Below are 19606 nucleotides of genomic sequence, written 5' to 3' on the forward strand. Positions count from 1 at the left end.
TAGCACGTTCCGCGACTATCTCCGTCGGCAGCGGTGCGAACAGTGAATCGACGCAGCGCCCGCACAGCTACCGTCACCGAAAGGATTCGTGTCATGCCCGACGCCGACACCGCTTCGTCAGAACTGCCCCTTGGCCTCACCGTGACCGAGATCCGCGACCGCCATCACGCATTCTCCTATCGAGTTCGCGAGGAGATACTTCGACAGCGACGCCTCGGATGGTGCACGCCCGGAACCAACCAGGTCCTCGAAGACCTTGGCCTCGACCCGATACCCACCGAGTACAGCCAAACCCTGCGCTTGACGGTAGAAGTCAAGGTCGACAACCTCGACGACATCGACAAGCTCGACGACGTTGTCAACGCCGCCCTGACGGTCAACTCCGGCGACAGCGACGTCAGCATCACCGACTGGTTTGTCCACTCCCGAGACACCGCACGCGGGATCACACCCGCGTAGCCCCACCGGTCCCTTCTCCCAGCGCCGGGTCGCTCTCCACTGGCGGCCCGGCGCTCGCTATCGCGCGACCGCTCGAACACGCATCCGGACAAGTCCTTTCCCTCGCCAAGGAGGTCACCGTGTCCATTCCAGCCACGACCGACGACCCCGCTTTCGAGCTGGCCTGCCATCTCGTGGAGACCCAGCTCAACGGACGGCGCCTGCCCGACGCGCCCGGCAGCGTCACCGGCCCTCTTCAGCAGCTGCGCCAGCGCAAAGCGCGGCTCATCCGTGCGGTCAACCAGTCACCGCACGTGCGGTTCCTCACCGAGGCTTTCCGTGTCGTCGACGCCGCCTTCCCGCACCTCACCGCGGCCGGCGCGTGCACCGAGGCCGCCGTCACCGCCGCGTGCGGCCCCCTCTACGGCGACCTCGACCACTACCGCACCTCCACCCAGCGCGCCCTGCGGTCCAAGGCCCGAAGCATCCTCACCCGCGCCATCACCGTCGCGAACCAGGCGGTATGACCATGTCCCCTTACCGCTGGCTCACGCCTCACGACTGGAATCGGTCCTACCTGCTGCCCGACACCGTCGACAGCAACATCCCCCGCCGCGGCGGCCTCGGCGAACCCGGCGCCTGGAACGTCGCCCGCGGATTGCTCGTCGAACTCTGCCGTGCCCTCGCCGCCACGCCGATCTCCCTGCGCTATCAGGAATTGGAAACCCGCCGTAGTCGCGCGCCGATCGGCATCCGTGTCACCGCCGCGGCTCTGCGCGATCACCGTCGCGTCACTGCAATCTACCGACGCGAGAACGCGCCCTACAGCACCCGCGGTGACTACTGGCTGCTCACCGTCAACGGCCTCCTCGACCCCGACGGGGAAGGCGTCCACCCGCCATCGCTGCCCCGGATCGCCACCATCGCCCGCCGCACCCTCGACCGCGAACTCCCCGCCTGATCACCGCCCGCGCCCGCCTCCGTCCCTGGAAGGGGTCCACAATGGCTATCCCGAACTCCGGTGTGAGCACGCTGATCGCCTCCGTGCCCGCCCTGCTGCTCCTGACCCCTTCGGACTCGGTAATCGTCCTCGCCCTGACAGACAGCGGCGATCACCTGAGCCTTCGAGGGCCTGTCATCCGCTACGACATCCCGCCAGCCCACCACTTCTCCCGCGAGAGCGCCGAGACGATCGCGAGGGTCTTCGCTGACTCGCCCGTGGACCAGCTTCTCGTCGTCATCACCACCCCGGACGGCACCGATCAGCAGTCCCCGCGCGACCTCCCCCTGCGGACACAAGTCTCCGAGCTGGCCATGCTGCTGCAAGCACAGGGAATCGACTCCATGCTGGCTGTGTGGACACCGGAGTTCACTGAGGGCGCTCCGTGGCGCGCGTACACGGCCGACGGTGCCTCCGGTGTGCTGCCCGACCCGGCCACCACGGCCGCGGCCGCAGCCGTCACCGTCGCCGGTGAAACCATCGCCGCAGACCGTGACCAGCTCGCTGCGCGCTTCACCCCTGCCAAGTCCGCCGAGCGCGACCGCCTCGCCCCGCTGATCCAGTCGGCCTCGCGCCGGGCCCTCGCCGATCGACTCACCCCCGTCCGAGCCACCGAGCGACTGACGCGCGCCACCTCCGCCGCTCGTGCCGCAGCCCAAGGTCAGCTGCCCGTCGGTGACGACGACCACGCCGACCTCATCGCCACCTTCGCCGTACCCGAATTCCGCGATCTGCTGCTCATCGCCGACTCGGACCAAGACCACCTCGGCCTGGAGGACCTGGCGATGCACCTGTGGCCGCTCGCGCCCGAGCCGCACGCCAGCCACCTCGCCCTCGTGGTGGCCGCGCACACCTACCAGCGCGGCAACGGCATCTGGGCACGTACCGCTGCCGACGCCGTGACCGAGCCTCTGCAACTGCGCTGGATCCTCACCAAGTTCCTCGATGCGGGCGTGCCCCCGCGCAAGTTCGCCGACCTCGCCCGCCAGGCGGGCGCACAGACAAGCGCCCAACTCGGCATCCGTCCCCATCCGGTCACCCGACGCCCTCCGCAGCGAGTCAGGACACAACGCCCCGGCACTGACCGTGGCTGAACTTCTCGCTCGAGATCTGCCCGAAGGGAGCTGCACCGCTCATGTCGTCGCATACCGCCACACCTGGCGAGCACTACATCGCGCTCGCCGACCCCACCGGCCAACTGCCCCCCAGCCGCGCTCTGCCCGCCCGCATCGACCACGCCCGTCACACCGGTCACGGCGGCCAGCGCTGGATCCGGCCGCGGCTGCGCCCCGACGTCGTCGCCGAAGCCCTCGCCCTGCCGCGCCCCACCCTCTCCCAAGACCTGCTTCCTGCGCCGCCGGACACTCCCGCCGCCGTATCCGGGCCCGTCATCGCCCGCCTGCCCGCCGGACTCACCGCCGCCGGTGCTGCGCGCTTGGACGTACGCCGTATCGAGCCCGACGCCGACGGGCTCTACCCGCTCTCCGGCCACCCCGCCTGGACCTGGGAGCTCACCGTGCCCGATGCCGACGCCGACGACGTCCTCACGCGCGGTCGCGAACTGCTCACCCCGGACGCCCTCCGGCCACAGCGCGGGGAAAGGGCCATCACGTTCGCCGCTCTGCCCACCAGCCACAGCAACCCGTCGTTTCCCGCCCGCCTGGCCGATTCCGCGGGGCGCGCGATCCTGCCCCAGTTCCGCCGCTCCATCGCCGACGCGCTCGCCGTGTGGCTCAACCAGCAGCACCTCGCCCAGCGCGGCACCATCCGCGCGTACTGGGAACGCGATGAGCTGGTCCTGCTCGACGACAGCTACAGCAGGCAGGACGGCTACCTCCCCGACCGCGTCTCACCCGATCCCCGCGGCCTCTACCGCATCGGCTGGCACGACTGGCTGTGGTCTGCCGCCCAGAGCTGAGCAGACCGGCGGGACGGTCCCGACCGGAGTGCCGAGGCCCACCCACGGTGTTCTCAGGCTCGCCGATGTGTGGACCGCTCGAAGCAAAGCACACCCCGCCCCGGGGCTCACCGGCCCTCAAGCCCGGCCACGATCCGCCCGGGTGAACCGGCCCGTCACCACTGCCGGTGCGCGCTGCCCCTGTAGCGGCCGGTCCACACCGGACCGATGAGGCGGGCCAGGACCACGCCCCGGACGGGGCGCGCTCGGGCTACGCCGTTCCACACCCCAACCGAGCCCAGGAGGACACCATGGCCGGAGACACCGTCATCACCTTCATCGGCAACACCACCGCCGACCCGGAGGGCCACTTCTTCCCCAGCGGCGCCTTCGTCGCCAACTTCACCGTGGCGAACACCCCGCGGACCTTCGACAAGAACACCGGTGAGTGGAAGGACGGCGACGCGACCTTCCTGCGCTGCAACGCCTGGGGCCAGCGCGGCGAGCACGTCGTCGACAGCATCAGCCGCGGCGACCGGGTCATCGTGCAGGGACGGCTCAAGCAGCGCAGCTTCACCGACAAGGAAGGCGAGAAGCGCACCGTCTTCGAACTCGACATCGACGCGATCGGCCCGGAGCTGAGCTACGCCACCGCCGAGATCACCAAGGCGCCGAAGAAGACCAAGCGCACCCAGCCCGCCAAGGTCGATGAGGCGCCTCCCGCAACCGAACCGCCCGCCGAGTTCGACGACCCGTGGGGCACGGCGCCGGAACCGCAGCTTGCCGGCGCGGGCAGCGGTGGCAGCGGTTTCGACTTCTAGGTCTCCCTGCTGGTGTCCGGCCGGTACTTCCCCGCCGACCGGGCACCTCCCCTGAAGGGGCGGTGGGCCAGCTGCAGCCGCTGGCCCACCGCCCCTTCCCTTGTTGCTGCCCGAGCGCTCAGCTCCCCGGAGGGTTCTATGGCTGAGGCTGATCTCGTCCACCCCCACCTGCTCGCCTATGACCAGGAGCTCGGCGGCGTCGACGACCGCACCACCGACGCGCTCGCACGAGTCCTCGTCACCCCCTACCACTCCAGCGCCGACGACAACGGCTACACCTACCTCGCCCCGGGCCCGATCCCCACCAATCCCCGCCACCTCTGGGCCCCTACAGCACCGGCCGACCCCGACACCGCGCCGCACGAGCGGCGCCCACTGGACTACCTCACTGGCTACCTGCTGCGACGCGCCGGACGCGGCCCAGTCCCCCGTTGGCCCACCCTCTGGCTCCACCTCAGCCCTGGGAGGATCATGCCCGGCTACACACTGACCGCCGTCATGACCCGGGCCGGGATCCGGTATGGCTAGTCGCCCGTCCGGTCCGTCGATACACAACCGGCCGAGGAGACCGCCGGACGGAAAATCACCCTTTAGCGTTGCCTTCGTCCTTTACGCTCGAACGATGACCCGCTACGGCATCACGTTCCCCGGCCTCTGCCTGGCCAGCGGCGCTGGCGTGTACCTGGGCGCGGTGCCTATCGGCTACCTCGCCCTGGCGTTTACCGCCGTCATCGAGCCCGTAATGCTCGGCGCGTTGCCCGGTGCGCTGATCATCGGATCGCTGATCGGGCTCATCGTCTCCTACAGCACGCGGCGTCGCATCCGGCCGCGTCTGTCTCGCCGCCACCAGCGATTCATCCTTGCTGGAGCCGCCACGATGCCCGGCGCACTCTTCGTCGGCCAGTTCCCCCACGTCACCACCGGCCAGACCACCACGCACTGGGCCTTCGGCTTCATCCTCGGCTGCGGCGTCGCGGGCATGGTCCTCTACTACCGCTGGCGCAAGCGCCTGGCGATGCAGCGCTACACCCCCCGCGCTGCCGGGCAGCAGCAAGCAGCCACCACCTGAACCCCGACACACGGTGGGGGCGGCACCCTGGATGCCGCCCCCACCGTGTGTCGGGTTCGTCTACTCCTGGCTCGGCGACGCCGACCAAGCTTCGTCGGTCTTCACGACCTGATTCGCAGATTCGCCGTGCACAGGCCCTGCCCTGTCCGTTGCGCTGTCCGGCACAGCCGCGGCTGACTTCTCGTCACCAGTTTGCCGCGTCTCCGGCTCGAACAGCGCACTCGCCTTCGTCGAGTCCGACGCCGCCGTGCCGCCGCGCGCTCCTGCCGCCTCGTCGTCGGCGACTTCGCGCGCCAGCGCGCTCACCGCCTTCGCCGGGATACCGAGCATCCCCGCGGCGTCAGTGACGCTCACGTCAGCCGCGCGGATCTGCCGCACCGACACACCCATCACCCGGCGCAACTCCGCAATCTCCATCTCCGCGTCAACGCGCAACTGCTCAACCAGCCGCTCATGCTCGGCCACCTTCGCCGCTCGCTGCCGTTCCAGCGCCGCCAGCTTGCGCTCCAGCTGCGCCGTCAACGCCGCCAGCCGGTCGTCGCGCCTGCGCTCCACGCCCTCAATCGCCGTGGCCGCCTCCGCGAACGGTGTCAACGCTTCATCCACGCGCTGCTCGTTCTCCCGCTCCCGCTCCAACTGCTCCGCCCGCCGACGCCGCGCGGCCTCCAGCCGCTCCAGCGCCGCCGTCGACCGGCGCCGCCTCCGCCGCGGTGCGCTGCCTGACTTCCCGGTCACGCCAAACCTCCCCGTGGGGAGGGCTACGGTCTGCCCCAGACTACGTGCCACCCGCCGCTCACGCTGCGACTCGCGGATAGTACCGAGCCGGCGAGCGTCGGGGTAAGGGCGCGGAACCGCCGCAACAGCCCGCAAGGGGCTGCCCCTGCCAAGCAGGGAACTGGCGAAAGTCGCGGCGGTCCGCTGACGCCTCGCTCGCCGGGACCGTTGACCCCACGAGGCGCTGCCTCCAGGATAGCCGCGCCCTGCTGCACCCCATGCTCGGCCAGTGCTTCCCCAGCTCACAGCGCTCGGTCTCCTTCATCGAGTTGTTGGTGGGCACGTTGTCGATTCGCCTCACGTCCGCGGGTGGTGGGTGGCCCCGAAATTGTGCGGTCGCTGCCCCAAATACAAGGATCTTCGACCGCTTCGCGGCGCCTACGGCGTCCTTGCATTCGGGTCCCCTCGCTCCCTAGGGCCAGCCATAAGGGCAGGCCGGGGGCCTGCCCCAGGTGCTTCGGGGCCACCCACCACCCACTCAGCACCTGGTCACCCTCCCCAAGCAGACCAGCACTCACCACCCGCGCGCACAACCACCCAGCAGCCCCACAGGAACCACCAATTCCAAGACGACACAATTTCAGGATTCGCGCCAATTCAGATGGTGCAAATGACCTTAAATTGGCGTAAATAATACCCGCAAGGTGCTTGTGACCTGCAGAAACAGCTACTAACCTTGACGTTGCAAGGCGTTCGGGAGGCGAAACCCGGACACATCGCAAATACCGTTAAGGATCAATCATGGTTTCGACCATTCACGAAAAGCACCGTAAGCGCGTGGCAAAGGTTGTCCAGGCATTGCAGGCGCAGCCGCCGCGCGTCCGCTCGACACTGACCGAGTTACGCCGCGTGTTCGAGAGCAGCGGCGAACAGCCGCCCGCGATCCTGGCCGCGTGCGCGACCCTGCTTACCACCGAACAGGCGATCACGCCCGATGTGCTCAATGCCGTGCGTACCGCATCGGCCGAGTGGGACAGCTTCGGCGAGCTAGAGCGCGAACTCTACAGCCGCTGCGTCTACGTCACCGAATCCCGCCGCGCGATCACCGCGTCCGAGCCCAACGAGGTCACCGTCTTGCTGCGCGAGGCACCGCCGCGCATCGCCGACGCGCTCAACCGTCTTCGGTGGCTCAACGCCGCCACCAGCGGCGAGCACCGCGACACCTACGCCGCGTGCGCCGCCCTCCTGAAGAACCCGAGCGCCGATCACCCCACAGTGGTGCACGCCATTCAAACCGGCTACCAGCTCTGGCCGGAACTCGACCAGGGCCACCGCACGCTGTTGACCGCGTGCATCTACGCCAGCAAAGAGCGCGCAACCCATGCGCGCGCCCGAGCGGAGCGGCGCGCCCAGCAGCGCCAGGCCCAGGCCGCCGAGACTCGGCGTTGCGGCAACTGTGACGGCAACCTGTCCGACACACCCGAACTCGCCTACTGCTCGGACGCGTGCCGCCGCGAAGCCGAAGCGGCACGGCGGCCCGAGCCGAGTGACCCCGCTCCCGCACCAGCCGCGCCGGAAGCGCCCGCACGCGAGACGGCCGAGCGGCGCGCCCGAACTCCCTACGTCAACACCGAGGCCGACGAGGAATATGACCAGGACTACCGGCGGATCATCGCCGCGATCCCCAGTGCGGGAACGGTCCGTAAGGACGAGCGGGCAGCGGACGCCTACGAAGGCGAACGCGAACGGCACCGCGACACCGACGACACCCGAGACCTGGACTCCGAGCTGACCGGCTACGCCCTGTCCGATGAGGACTACGAGCGTGCCGCGCTGCGCCACATCGCCCCGGGCGCGCTGTGCACCGCGTGCAACCTGGAGCGCACGCCGACCGAGCAGCGCAGCCCCAGCGCCGATCACCGGTGCGAGATCTGCCAGGAACGCAACGCGCCGCCGCTACGTGACGCCGAGCCCGCGCGCGAACTCGCCGCCGTCGCCTAACGCCCTCTCGCACGGCGGGGCGCCCCGCGCCGGGGTGCCCCGCCCCAATTCCCGACAGGAGCAGCCAAGATGAGCAGCTTGGACGAACTGATCACCGAGATTGACCAGCACCTCACCGCCGCCGAGGCGATCCCGACCGACGCGCCCGCACAGGTCGCCGCCTACCTGCGCGAGTTGCTGACCCGACACACCCAGTGGGCCACCAGCACGCAGGGCTCCGTGTCCGAGGTGGTCCCCGCCGACGCCATCCGTCGCGAGCTGGACCAGCTCACCACGCACTAGCCCAGCACCACCCCAGGGCGGGCCGCCGGTCACCGACCGGCGGCCCGCTTTGTCATGCCCGCCCCCCGAACGCGGGCCGCGCGCGCACGCGACCGGCCGCCGCGCGCCGTGCGGCGAACCCCGCGAGACTGCCCCGCCACACCTACCCGCCCACTCCCTACCCGCACGCCACCCCCCACCACACCACCACCCAGCCGCGCCCCACCACGCCCACTACGCCACCGCCCCCGCCTCACCGCTACCGCGACCTACCCCGCACACAGCACGTCTTGCAGACGTTCTGAACCGGGTGGGCGATTTCGATTTTTGGGCGTACGGTGTGAAGTAGTGATGGGCTTACGCAAGCTGAGCCCTGGTGGTCATGAGTACCTCACGAACACGGTCGCGTGCGCCGATCGCGACCGACGGCTCGAGCCTGGCGAGCTGTTGAGTGATTACTACCTCTCCCGTGGTTACCCGGCAGGCCAATGGTTTGGCGCCGGAGCAGAAGCATTAGGGCTCTCCGGCGAAGTTACTCCTGCGCAGATGAATGCGCTGTTCGGAGAGGGCCGGCACCCGCACGCCGACGCGATCGAAGCCGAGATGATCGCCGACGGCGCCACCGCGGAACAAGCCCTGCGCGCCACCAGATTAGGTCGGCGATTCCCGCAGTACTCCGCTTTGGATCACCTGCGCTCGCAGGTGTCGCAGGCGTACAAGGATCACAACCGCCTGCACGGGCGTCCGGTCGGCGCGCCGATCTCCGCGGCCACACGCGCCGAGCTGCGCCGCGGTGTTCAGCTGCAGGCCTACCGCAAAGCCCACGACGGCGACGGCCCCGCCAGCGACACGGAACTGAAACAGTGGCTGGCAGAACAGAAACGCAACCTCAAGTCCGCGGTGTCCGGGTTCGAGGCCGTGTTCGCACCGGACAAGACCGTCTCTATCGCGTGGGCGATGGCGTCACCAGCCGAGCGGAAGCGCATTGTCGGCATGGCCCGCCAAGCAGCCCTCGACACCGTGTCCTATATGGAACGCAACATCGCGTACACCCGCCGTGGGAACATGGGTGAGGCTCAGGTCGACGTGAACGGGATCGTCGCCGCCCTCTTCGAGCACTGGGATTCCCGCGCGTCCGACCCACACTTGCATTTTCACGTGCTGATTTCGTCGAAGGTGCAGCGCAGCGACGACGGCGAATGGACCGCCCTCGACGGCCGCACCGTCCTGGCCGCGACAGTGACCGCCTCGGAGTACTTCGACAACCGCTTGCGTGACCTCTTCCGCGAACAGGGCGCGTCCTGGGTGCAGCGGGGCGCTGAGGGCGTGGACATGAAGCGGCCGGTTTGGCAGCTTGAAGGTGTTCCGGTCGATCTGGTGAAGCTGTTCTCCCAGCGTCATCGCCAGTTCGAAGCCGCCCGGGCCAAGCGCATCGTCGAGTTCAAGGCCCAGCACGGGAAGGAGCCGACGCCGAAGGACATCTTCGCCATCGACCGTGCCGCCCAGTACGACAGCCGCCCCGGCAAAAAGCCACCCAAGACACTTCCGGAACATCTGCGGGCGTGGCGCGAGCAGGCGTTGACCCTCGTGCCCGCCACAGTCCTGGACACGCTCGCCGACCACGTGTTCCTCACCGGGCGCACCGAGCCGGATGCGTTCGACATCTCCAAACTCGCCCAGGCGACGCGGGATGTGGTGTCAGACAACTACAGCCACTTCTCCTGGTGGAACCTCGCAGCCGAAGCCCACCGCCAGACCGCGCACCTGAAGGTGCCCGTGGACAAGCGGGAACAGCTAGTCGACGACGTCGTCGATACCATTCTCGCCCAGCCCGACACTCTCACCCTCGTCGGGCCGACTGCGGTCGACGAGCCCGCCTCATTGCGCCGGCGGGACGGCGAATCAGTATTCGTCGAGCACCGCTCCACCCGCTACACCACCACCGCCACCCTCGCCGCCGAAGGTGACCTGGTCGCCTGGGCACGCCGCGGCGGCGGCCACCGACTGCGAGTCGACACCGTCGAGAAGGCCCTTAACGGCCGGGGATTGAACGCCGGGCAGACGGAGATGGTGCGCCAGTTTGCCCGCTCCGGCCGACGCCTACAGCTCGCATTGGCCCCGGCCGGAGCGGGGAAGACCTCGGCGATGAAGGTTCTGGCGACCGCGTGGCGACGCACCGGGCACCGCGTGTACGCCTTCGGCCCGTCTGCCCGGGCGGCCCAAGAGCTCGGAGCGTCGATCGGCGCAAAGCCGCACACGCTGCACCAGCTCACCACTGCGCGGTGGTTCGGCTTCGCCCATCGCGCGTTTCCGATGGAGGCCGGGGACCTAGTGATCGTCGACGAGGCGGCGATGGCCGGCACCCACACGCTGCACAAGGTTGTCAAGTACACGCTGACCAATGGCGCCGACGTGCGGCTGATCGGGGACGACGCGCAGTTGGCTGCCGTCGAGGCCGGTGGTGCGATCAGGCTGATCGCCCACGACGTCGGCGCCGTGCGGTTTCAGGAAATCGTGCGGTTCCGCGGCGAAGATCGAGATGAGCAGGCCGCGGCATCGTTGCAGATCCGGGCCTGGAACCCAAAGGGGCTCGAGTACTACTTTGACAGCGGCCGGGTCTCCGACGGGTCGCTGGAGACGATGCGCCACGCCGCACGCTCGCACTGGCAGGCCGACCTCGACGCCGGCGTTCAATCGCTGCTGATCGTGCCAACCAACGAGGACACTGTCGCGCTCAACATCGACGCCCGCGAACGGCGCCTCAGCCAAGGCGCTGTCGACCGCGGGCGGGATGTGGAGCTGCATGACGCCACCACAGCGAGCGCCGGGGACTGGGTCGTCACCCGCCACAACCAACGTCTGCTGTCGCTGTTCGGCGGAAAGGACTTCGTCAAGAACGGCGATGTCTGGACCGTCACCGCTGTCCACGCCAGCGGCAAGATCACCGTCCAGCACCGCGGTCACAAGGCCGCCATCACACTGCCGGCCGGGTACGTCCAAGCACACGTCGAACTCGCCTACGCCGCCACCATCAACCGCGTTCAGGGCATGACCAGCACCGGCAACGCCCACCTGCTGGTGCCACCGACGATGACCCGTGAGCAGTTCTACCCCGGCATCACCCGCGCCATGCTCCGCAACTTCATCTACGTCATCACCCACCACCACGTCATCGACCAGCACCAGGAAACCCCGGAACCGGTGTCCCCGGAATCGGTGCTCACCGGGGTGCTGCACCACTCGGGTGCCGAGGTCTCGGCCACCGAAACCGTGCGCGAGGCGCTGGACGAAGCGGTGTCGATGGGCACGCTGGTACTGCGCTACAACTACACCGCCACCTACCGCGATGACGACCGCTACCGCGCGATCCTCGCCCACCGCGCTCCCGCCACCGTGGACCTGGACAGCGAACCCGCGCTCATCCAGACCCTGCGCAACGCCTACGACGCCGGCTGGCAACCCGACGCACTCCTCCGCGCCGCGCTCGGCCGCAGCTCCCTGGCCAAGGCCGACGACCCCGGCGCGGTCCTGCAAGAGCGCATCGCCCGCCACTTGGAACACCGCACTCCGCCCCCACCGACCGCGCCGCCACAGCCGAGCGATGTCACTCGCTGGCGCGGGATCGTCGACGCAATCGCCCCGCACTCCGCGGTCGAAGACCCCGGATGGGCCCCGGTGTGGCAGCGCGCGGCCGGAGCGCTGGCGACCGGGTTCGACGTCGACGCCGCCCTGACCGTGGTCGCACACCAGCTCGCCGCACGGCCCGCGCTGCCTGACCCTATGCCCGACGAGCGCTACGCCGACGCCGCCCTGGCCACCGAACTCGACCACCGAATCGACCGCGGCGAAGCCCACGAGCCGGCTGTGCCGTGGCTCGCGCGCCCGGACTTCGCCGCCGCACGCCACCACCCCGGACACACCCAGTACCTGCGCGACATGAACACCGCGATCACCAACCGCGTCGAACATTTGCGCGCCGCGGCCATCCGTACCCCACCGGCCTGGGCGGCCGGGCTCGGCGAGCGCCCGGGCAACCCGATCGCGGCCGAGGAATGGGACGACCTCGTCGGCCTGGCCGCCGCCTACCGCGAGACCTACCGCATCACCAACGACAACCCGGCCGCACCGCTCGGCGGCAAGCCCGACAGCCACGGCGCCAAAGCACGCGCTTGGCACACCCTCACCAAACGCTGGGCCGCCGCCTCCACCGGGACCAAGCCAGCGCCCGACCGCCCAAGTCCCGACCAGGCCGAAGGGACCGAGTCCGCCGACCTCGACCTTCCCGAGGTCTTCACCGAGTTCACCCAGGACGCCGAGGACCGTCTGGTGGCCGAGCCGCTGGACGTGCTCGTCCGCCGGTACGAGCTGCTCGCCCGCGACGGTGACGAGGACCGATACCTCGACATCCTCGCCCGCCACGTCCCAGGCGCGATCAACGCCGGAGCCGAACCTGTCGCCCTCGCCGCACTGGCGCGCGCCCAGGACCAGGGCTGGCAAGCCGGCAGACTGGTCCGCAAGCTCGCCGACGACACCGGGTTCAGCTGGGCCGACGACCCCGCCGCCGTGCTGGCCAAGCGCGTCGCCGAGCACAGCAGCCAGCACGCCCCACCGGCTCGCATCGCTCAGCCCAGCGCAACCCAGGTCGACCGGTGGAGCAGCATCGTCGCTCGCCACCTGCCTGACGCAGCCCTCGACAGCCCGCAATGGGGTCTCGTCTGGGGACACGCAGCCGGCGGCGAAGCCCTCGGCCTCGACGCCGACACCGCGCTCGCCGACGCCGTCACCCACCTCGCCGACACCACCACCGGAGCCGGAGACCGCGACTACCGCCGCACCGGAGAAGCTCTCGTCGCTGCCCTCACCCACCGCCACCGCGCCGGCGAAGGCCACCACCGGGCGCTCCCCTGGCAAGCCCAACCAGACTTCGGACGCCCCGGCGAACACCGCGGCGCCCTGGAACGACTCGACGCGCTCAATGCCGAGATCCACAGCCGCGCCGGCGAGCTCCACGACCAAGTGCTCCGCGAGCAGCCACGGTGGGCCACCCGGATCGGGACCCGCCCGGACAACGCCGACCTCGCGCAGCACTGGGACCAGACGATCACCCTCGCCGCGGCGTACCGTGAGACCTACGCGATCACCAGCACCGATCCTGCCTCCCCACTCGGTGCGCAACCCACAGGCCACGGCCCTAAAGCCGACGCCTGGCAGCACGTCACCAACCAATGGAGGCAGCTCATGACCAACCCAGACCGCGAAGACCTCGAATCCGACGCCATGCTCACCCTCGAATCACGCCGCGACACCCGCGACGCCCTCGATGCCCAGTTCACCAGCGGCGTCGCCGCCCACGCCGACCGACTCCGCCAAGACAACGAAGCCCAGCACGCCGCCCGACACGGCGAAGCAGACGACGAACTCGACGACGTCCACCATGGCCACAGCGACGACTTTCATACCGGACTTGGGTACTGACACCTACTGCACTCCGCTTGGCGGACGACTGTCACACTGGCGCGGTCTCGGCCCAATAGGCGGCCCGGGCGGGACACGAACCCAGCCCCCGTTCAACATAAAACTGTGCGACCTCAAAACTCGCAGGTCACCAGGCAGGCCCCCGACCGTCACCAAGGCAGATCGCTCGGCCCAGGCGGCGGAAGTGGCCCCTGGCGGGAGACCCAGGCCGCAAGGCCAACGCGGATCTCAGGGGCGCCGATTCTGACTCCCGCAGGGGTAGAGGAAACGACGCTCTATGAGCTCGCAGGCGTCGAGAGTTCGGGCGTGGTCACTCCTCTGGCGACACGACGGTTGCCTCCGCACCGCTTCCCGGTGACGTCGCCTCGTGGGACTCGGCACAGGAGTCGCCGGTGTCGTTGTCGTGTTCGAGGGTGAAGCGGTCGAGCAGTGGGGCCGCGCCCGCCGGCTTGTGTCCGTCGGTGAGGCAGTGTGGATGGACCCATTCGGTGGCGAGGCGTTCGGCGAAGCCGACGCGCCAGCGGTCGTGCCAGTATTGGGCGTCGCGCGCAGTGGCCTTTTCCCAATGTGGGTAGCACGCCAGGTGTAGGTGAGGGTGGCGAGTTCGGCGATGAGAGCGGGATGTTCGAGCCAGCAGCCCGGTATGGCAACGGCGCGGGTGCCAGGCTTGCCGACGTAGACAGCATTGTAATATTGAACGAAGTAGCCAACAGTGACCAGCGGCGACTGGTTAGGTGTGTCACTGTTGTCTTCGGCTGCCGGAGGTGGCTCAAACATCAGCCAGCGCGCGAGACGCGGTTGGTCGCCGTCCTCTTCAGCGAGAGAGGCGATTCTTTCCTTTAGTTGCTCAATTTCCGCGTGTTGTTCCTGGGCAAGGCGCCACAGTTTGACAATCATCTCGTCGAGTTCGCGCCGCGTCCAGCCTTCGGTCCCGACGCTGTCCTCCTGCTCCGGTACCGCTATCTCTTCCTCGCTCACGGGGCCTGTTCCCTCGATGCGTCACCCCGATTTGAACTTCCTTCCTGACGCGCCGCCGCCACGCCGCGCCGACGAAGCGTCCGGCGACCATATGCCCACGACAGAGCAAATGCCACACCGTAGATTTTGCCAAGGATGTAGCCCGGCATGATGCTCAGGCTTCCGAAGGCGATGCTGATAAAGACCGCGGACTCCGCGGGGAGCATGCCCACTTTCGCCACGACGATCCACTCGCGGTAGGGCTGGAGATATCGGGACGAGAGGTAGTCGACAGCCTCGGTCATCGCGAAGCTGAGTGAGAGTGCACCAACGATTCGGACCTCGGCGACCAAGAGCGACACGGCGTTGGCGAGCATCAGAGTCACCAACGCTGAGGCGCGTCCTGCTCGTCGGAGAATGGATGCGCGGAGGATGATCGCCGGTCCGATGGCGTATACGGCAGCGGGGCTGAGCAGGCCGAAACCGACTGCTATCGGCCCGAGGTACCCGGTCAGCCCGTTGGCGATAACGATCAGGGCCCCGTATCCGGTCAGTTGTGCCCACGGGAACCGCGCAGCGGCGGTAGCGGACCGCCGGATACGCGTTCGCGCCAGGGATGTGTCCAGGTGCATGTTCGGCTCCTCAGGGCTTGAAGCTAGTGGGGGGGTGTAGGTATCCGTGCGCGTCCACTGGCGGACGTCCCCTGCGGACCGTGTCGGCGTCGCTTTGCAACTGGGGCCAGTCCGGGCGTCGAGAGACGTCCACGGTGCGGCCTTGGATGGGCAGCAGGTTGCTGTGCAGGATTAGAACGCGGCCGTGGGCCAGGCTCCGGATTTCGCCTGGGCGGTAAGTTGGTGTGGTTTCGAGGCTTGTCGAGGTGCGGCCAGCGGCGAGCATGCCGTCGCTATGTTGTTGCCAGGTGCGGCGGCGATGGTCGCTGGCGATGGTGGACAGCCATTCCAAAGTGGCGTCGTCTTTAATGCCGCCGAAAGCTGTCAAGGTGACGGTGTTGTCAATTAGTTGTCGCCGTCCGGCTTCGCCGAACAGTTCGTCCAGCTGGGATCGGGATTGTGCTGCCCAGTGGATGAGCACTCCTCGGCCGGCGGATTCGGAGATGATGCTGGGAAGCCGTGGCACGGGCGTGGCTCCGAACAATTCGTCGAGCACGGCGCTGGTCGGTGGCTCGATGCGCCGACGTGGCTGTTCGAGCGCGAGGTCCTGCGCGGTGGTCAGGATGTCCTCGGCGAGGGCGGTCAGGACCGGTCGTGCGTGGGGTGCTTGGTGCTCACCGGCGATCAGGAACAGCGATCCACCCGCTTGGAGGAACTGCCGTGGCTCGAAGGAGTCCGATTCCGGCGGCGTGCACATGGCGCGGATGCTCGGGTTCATGAAGGGTTCGAGTGCGCGGCGTACGCTCATCCATACGGCGTCTGAGGTTTCGGCGACCATGCCGATCTCCGCGCGCAGGTTGTAGGACAGTTCTGGGTGATCGCGTTGCAGTATGTCGGCTGGCTCTGGGTCGGGTGGTTTGGTGATGGCCCAGGCCACGAGTTGGCTGACGTTTCGTCCTTTTTTGGCTGCGGCGAGGAGGTAGGTCTGCAGCACGATCGTCGCCCTGCCGCGGAATACTTTGTCGTTGCCTCCGATGTCTTGAAGGCCCAGGGCGGAGGCCTCGATGAGGGTGTCCGCCCTGCGCAGCGCGACGGCTGGGTCGATACATCCTCTGATTGGGGACCAGCGCACGGTTGCAGGCCAGGCGATGGTGCCGGTGGCGTCGCACAGAAGGACTGGTCCGGCACTTGGACGGCGGGCGCGAGCAAGCAGTCCCCATTCGGCCAGGTCTGGTTTGGTGGTGGAGGCCAGCAGAGCGCCTGGTGCGGCAAGGACTTTGTGGATGAGGTCTTGACGAGATTTTCCTGACCGGGTGGGCGCGATGACCCCGGTGGGTGTTTCGAGGTTGGTGACGAGCGTCTGCTTGTGCGGTCCGCGATGGAGGGGAACTGATATCTCGTCGGCCGAGGCTGCTCGACGCTGTTGCGCGGGAAGGTCACCTCGGGTCCATTCAGCGGCGCGGCGCGCGGCAGAGAGGGACAGGTGACGGCGAAGGTCGTGGCGGGTGGCGTGTCCGGGTGCGGTAGGTCCGTAGAGGCGCCAGGTCGGTACGGCCAGCAGGCTGACGAGGCCGCCCACGGCTCCGGCGAGCGCGACTGCGGCGGCCCAGTACTGGACCGTGCGGTGCCGGACTCCACTCGCCCAGGGTTCCTCGAGCGCGAGAGCTGGGTCGCCTGCGTAGTATGCGATCTTCGCGGCGATGGGGATCCACTGGGGAACATCGTGCCAAGCCCACTGGTCCTCGTGCAGCCCGGTGGTGATCGACGCCGCTACGGCCATTGCCCCTGCGAGGGCGAGGACGGCACCGAGCACGGCCACGATCAGCGCCATGAGGACTACATCACGGTCCAGTCCCGGTGAGTTGGTGTGGTGTTGTCGTCGTACCACTTGTCCCTCCTAATGTTGGGGAGGGCGTCGTGGGTTCTGCGATGCGGCGGATGGCGACGACGTCGCCGGTCCAGTCGTCGAGCGGTTGAAGGATTACGCCGGTGTGGGAGTCGAACGCATTGACGATCAGGCCATGCCCGGCGTACATGCCGACATGGCGGGGTACTTGCTTGGTTCCCAGGCTGCCGGGGATGAATACGAGGTCGCCGGGCTGTAGTTGGGCCAGTGACGGAACGGCTCGGCCAGCGTGGACTTGGCTGATCGTTCCGGCGGGGATACCGATTCCGGCCGCAGCCCATGCGGCGAGCATGAGCCCGGAGCAGTCGTAGCTAGTGGGGCCTTTGGCGCCCCAGACGTAAGGCTTGCCAAGCTGTCCGAGCGCGAACGACACTGCTGCGGCTTGCCGGGGGTCGGCGGGAAGTTGGTAACCGTCGGGAATCTTGGCGGGGTCGATGTCGGTGCGCGGCACTCCAGCGCCGCCTTGATCCGGGCATCCAGTACTGGCCGCGGCGACAGGCCCACTTGTGTCGCTCGGTGTCGGAGGCACCGGGTTGTCCGGGCCGGTCCAGAACTTGTCCACGATCTGCTCGGCGTGTGGTTCCTGCGGGGCGTAGCGGTCCGGGAAGCCGCTGCGTTGTACCGCCTGCTGCGCGGCGCCCGGTGCCATGGTGGCCCAGCCAGGTACCGCGAGGAGAGCATCGAGGAATTTTCCGGTTGAGTACACCGGGTCGAGGATTTGAGCGGGAGTACCCCAGCCTTGTGAGGGGCGCTGCTGGAAGATGCCGAGTGAATCGCGATCGCCGTAGTCGAGGTTGCGCAGCCCAGACTCGACGATTCCTGTGGAGATTGCTAGCACGGCCGCGCGTCGTGGCAGGCTGCGGGCGATGACCTGGTTGACGATGAGTTGGGAGATGTCCATTTGGTCGGCGGTGGTGACCGTGCCGTTGATGTCTTGACTTCCGCCGCCTGGGCCCCCGTCACCGTCGCAGCCGCCGCCAGCCACAATGGACACAGATGTCGAGATCATGGCGATCGCAACGGGGGACACTGAGATGATCGTAGCCGCGGCGACGGCGGTGGCTGTAAGTGCAACGGTGGTGCTCGCAGGCCTGTCCATCTGCTCTCACCGTGTGCGCGGCTTGCGCCGCAGCTGAGCGTTGGTGTCGAAGATGCGTCGTTCGGTGCGGGACTGAACGGTTTGTATTTTCAGCCCTGCTCGGCTTTCGATTTTCCAGAGAGCCCGACCCTTGCGCTCATTTGCCCATCCCCTGGTTACCTGATGCTCTTTTTCGGTGAGGGCAAGAGCTTCTGCGAGTTCGTCGGCGACTCTGGTGGATTGGCCGAGCAAGATCCGGGTCGAGCACAGTGCCAGGAGGTCACGAGCGATCGCTACTTCTTGTGATCCATCATGGCCGACTGCCAGGAAGTCGCCTGGTTTGTGGCCGACGAGGACCTGGATTAATTGTTCGGCGCGGGACAACCTCAGTTCGCCGTCGACGGTTTGGGCGGCACGTAGGCCAAGGCGGAGCTGCCGCCAGATCTCGTCGCGGACGACGATACGAAGATCCCCGTCTTCCTGGAGGTCGGTCATCATCGCCGACCAGCTCCCCAGGCAGGTCAGTCCGACCGCGACCGCGCGGTCGCCACGAGTACGCCAGAGCCGGGAGAGGTCCATGCTCTGGATGGGCGCGTCCCAATCAAGTTCGATGTTGGTCTGAGCGTCGAACAGACCTGCCAGCGGGCCATGGATCAGGTTGGCCAAGGCATCGGTCAGCGGTCGCAAATGGTCCAGGAACTGCCGGCGGTCGGCGAATCGCTGCTGCTCCCATAGCCAACGCGGTGGTTCGGCCAGTTCGCGCTGTACATCCGGGATCGTGATCGGGCGTAGCTGTGTATTGCCGTCGGCGACACCGAGCAGGTGTCGCAGCACCGCGGACAACACCGCTTCATCGGTCACAGTGGGCGGGTATCCCTGTGCCTCGCTCAGAGCTACCAGCAGTCGTGTCCAGCGCGCCAGCACACCATCAAGTTCCTCGCGTTGCCGCATAGCCGACCACGTAAGCCAGCGCGCCGCGAGGGGACCGAGGTCAAGAGCGTTCAGGCGTGCCTGGCTCCCGCTTCCGAGGACGATAGGTGTGACGCCGAGTGCCTCGAGCAGTGGTGTGTATTCCCCTTTGACGTCACCGCTGATGAGGGTTCTGACACCGAATTCCATCATGCGCAGGATGAATGCCACAACCGTGCTGCTTTTGCCTCGACCTGGTTCGCCGAAGAGCACGATGTTCGGGTTGGAACTGATGCCGCGAAGCACGTACTCCACGGGGTGGAAGTAGAAGGCCCCTCCGGAAAGCACGTCATAGCCCATCCGTGCTCCGACCGCGGGCAACGGCGACGCCGCGAGTAAGGGGAAGAGGCCACCGACCTCGTGCGTGCTGGCCTGATACACCGTGAGCGGTGCAGGCACTGCAGACCAT

At 68.0% G+C, this 19606-nt stretch carries 16 protein-coding genes; 11 read left to right on the top strand and 5 right to left on the bottom strand.

The genetic code is table 11. The annotated features are described in order from the left end of the window. Nucleotides 1-93 precede the first annotated feature (93 nt). The 8 genes from L3Q67_RS01740 to L3Q67_RS01775 all read left to right on the top strand — a co-directional run bounded on the left by L3Q67_RS01740 (nucleotide 94) and on the right by L3Q67_RS01775 (nucleotide 5225). Nucleotides 94-459 (top strand): hypothetical protein, encoded by a 366-nt coding sequence (locus L3Q67_RS01740; RefSeq protein ID WP_499187837.1) that lies wholly within the window; start codon nucleotides 94-96, stop codon nucleotides 457-459. 119 nt (nucleotides 460-578) lie between these two features. Then, nucleotides 579-965, top strand: a complete 387-nt coding sequence (locus L3Q67_RS01745) for a hypothetical protein (RefSeq protein ID WP_499187838.1) — start codon at nucleotides 579-581, stop codon at nucleotides 963-965. After that, nucleotides 962-1399: a hypothetical protein gene (locus L3Q67_RS01750; protein WP_499187839.1), complete on the top strand. Its 438-nt coding sequence runs from the start codon at nucleotides 962-964 to the stop codon at nucleotides 1397-1399. The genes L3Q67_RS01745 and L3Q67_RS01750 overlap by 4 nt, the downstream gene beginning before the upstream one ends. Before the next feature lie 41 nt (nucleotides 1400-1440). After that, nucleotides 1441-2532, top strand: coding sequence for a DUF4192 domain-containing protein (locus L3Q67_RS01755; protein ID WP_499187840.1), 1092 nt, complete (start codon nucleotides 1441-1443; stop codon nucleotides 2530-2532). Nucleotides 2533-2573: 41 nt separating this feature from the next. Then, nucleotides 2574-3356 carry a hypothetical protein gene (locus tag L3Q67_RS01760; RefSeq protein ID WP_499187841.1) on the top strand — a complete coding sequence of 261 codons (783 nt, stop codon included), beginning with the start codon at nucleotides 2574-2576 and terminating at the stop codon, nucleotides 3354-3356. Between the two features lie 290 nt (nucleotides 3357-3646). Then, complete coding sequence (locus tag L3Q67_RS01765; protein WP_499187842.1) at nucleotides 3647-4156, top strand: single-stranded DNA-binding protein; 510 nt, start codon at nucleotides 3647-3649, stop codon at nucleotides 4154-4156. A 138-nt stretch (nucleotides 4157-4294) separates the two neighbouring features. Then, nucleotides 4295-4684 (top strand): hypothetical protein, encoded by a 390-nt coding sequence (locus L3Q67_RS01770; protein WP_499187843.1) that lies wholly within the window; start codon nucleotides 4295-4297, stop codon nucleotides 4682-4684. 94 nt (nucleotides 4685-4778) lie between these two features. Then, nucleotides 4779-5225: a hypothetical protein gene (locus L3Q67_RS01775; protein WP_499187844.1), complete on the top strand. Its 447-nt coding sequence runs from the start codon at nucleotides 4779-4781 to the stop codon at nucleotides 5223-5225. Between the two features lie 60 nt (nucleotides 5226-5285). Here L3Q67_RS01775 and L3Q67_RS01780 read toward each other — a convergent pair whose 3' ends face one another. Continuing rightward, a complete protein-coding gene (locus L3Q67_RS01780) occupies nucleotides 5286-5960 on the bottom strand; it encodes a hypothetical protein (protein WP_499187845.1) in 675 nt (224 codons plus the stop codon). A 780-nt stretch (nucleotides 5961-6740) separates the two neighbouring features. Between L3Q67_RS01780 and L3Q67_RS01785 the strand changes: the two genes are divergently transcribed. The 3 genes from L3Q67_RS01785 (at nucleotide 6741) to mobF (ending at nucleotide 13676) form a co-directional block, all read left to right on the top strand. After that, nucleotides 6741-7940 carry a hypothetical protein gene (locus L3Q67_RS01785; RefSeq protein WP_499187846.1) on the top strand — a complete coding sequence of 400 codons (1200 nt, stop codon included), beginning with the start codon at nucleotides 6741-6743 and terminating at the stop codon, nucleotides 7938-7940. A 69-nt stretch (nucleotides 7941-8009) separates the two neighbouring features. Further along, nucleotides 8010-8222 (top strand): hypothetical protein, encoded by a 213-nt coding sequence (locus L3Q67_RS01790; RefSeq protein ID WP_499187847.1) that lies wholly within the window; start codon nucleotides 8010-8012, stop codon nucleotides 8220-8222. A 330-nt stretch (nucleotides 8223-8552) separates the two neighbouring features. After that, entirely contained in the window at nucleotides 8553-13676 is a 5124-nt protein-coding gene (gene mobF / locus L3Q67_RS01795; RefSeq protein WP_499187848.1) for a conjugative relaxase TrwC/TraI family protein, read from the top strand. 974 nt (nucleotides 13677-14650) lie between these two features. On the opposite strand, the gene L3Q67_RS01800 is transcribed toward mobF, so the two are convergent. From L3Q67_RS01800 to L3Q67_RS01815, 4 genes are all read right to left on the bottom strand, one after another. Continuing rightward, nucleotides 14651-15265: a hypothetical protein gene (locus tag L3Q67_RS01800; protein WP_499187849.1), complete on the bottom strand. Its 615-nt coding sequence runs from the start codon at nucleotides 15263-15265 to the stop codon at nucleotides 14651-14653. Between the two features lie 10 nt (nucleotides 15266-15275). Continuing rightward, nucleotides 15276-17075, bottom strand: coding sequence for a type IV secretory system conjugative DNA transfer family protein (locus L3Q67_RS01805; RefSeq protein ID WP_499187850.1), 1800 nt, complete (start codon nucleotides 17073-17075; stop codon nucleotides 15276-15278). A 10-nt stretch (nucleotides 17076-17085) separates the two neighbouring features. Beyond that, nucleotides 17086-18180: a C40 family peptidase gene (locus L3Q67_RS01810; RefSeq protein ID WP_499187851.1), complete on the bottom strand. Its 1095-nt coding sequence runs from the start codon at nucleotides 18178-18180 to the stop codon at nucleotides 17086-17088. Between the two features lie 75 nt (nucleotides 18181-18255). After that, a complete protein-coding gene (locus tag L3Q67_RS01815) occupies nucleotides 18256-19596 on the bottom strand; it encodes a putative type IV secretion/conjugal transfer ATPase (RefSeq protein WP_499187852.1) in 1341 nt (446 codons plus the stop codon). Nucleotides 19597-19606: the final 10 nt, after the last annotated feature.

The sequence above is a fragment of the Saccharothrix sp. AJ9571 genome, from assembly GCF_021725495.1.
In the GTDB taxonomy this organism is placed as follows: Bacteria; Actinomycetota; Actinomycetes; order Mycobacteriales; family Pseudonocardiaceae; genus Amycolatopsis; species Amycolatopsis magusensis.

Coding starts and splice junctions, on each gene's coding strand:
- mobF (WP_499187848.1), top strand. CDS start 8,553: ATGGGCTTACGCAAGCTGAGCCCTGGTGGTCATGAGTACCTCACGAAC.
- L3Q67_RS01805 (WP_499187850.1), bottom strand. CDS start 17,075: ATGGCGCTGATCGTGGCCGTGCTCGGTGCCGTCCTCGCCCTCGCAGGG.
- L3Q67_RS01785 (WP_499187846.1), top strand. CDS start 6,741: ATGGTTTCGACCATTCACGAAAAGCACCGTAAGCGCGTGGCAAAGGTT.
- L3Q67_RS01755 (WP_499187840.1), top strand. CDS start 1,441: ATGGCTATCCCGAACTCCGGTGTGAGCACGCTGATCGCCTCCGTGCCC.
- L3Q67_RS01750 (WP_499187839.1), top strand. CDS start 962: ATGACCATGTCCCCTTACCGCTGGCTCACGCCTCACGACTGGAATCGG.
- L3Q67_RS01800 (WP_499187849.1), bottom strand. CDS start 15,265: ATGCACCTGGACACATCCCTGGCGCGAACGCGTATCCGGCGGTCCGCT.
- L3Q67_RS01770 (WP_499187843.1), top strand. CDS start 4,295: ATGGCTGAGGCTGATCTCGTCCACCCCCACCTGCTCGCCTATGACCAG.
- L3Q67_RS01765 (WP_499187842.1), top strand. CDS start 3,647: ATGGCCGGAGACACCGTCATCACCTTCATCGGCAACACCACCGCCGAC.
- L3Q67_RS01760 (WP_499187841.1), top strand. CDS start 2,574: ATGTCGTCGCATACCGCCACACCTGGCGAGCACTACATCGCGCTCGCC.
- L3Q67_RS01740 (WP_499187837.1), top strand. CDS start 94: ATGCCCGACGCCGACACCGCTTCGTCAGAACTGCCCCTTGGCCTCACC.
- L3Q67_RS01790 (WP_499187847.1), top strand. CDS start 8,010: ATGAGCAGCTTGGACGAACTGATCACCGAGATTGACCAGCACCTCACC.
- L3Q67_RS01775 (WP_499187844.1), top strand. CDS start 4,779: ATGACCCGCTACGGCATCACGTTCCCCGGCCTCTGCCTGGCCAGCGGC.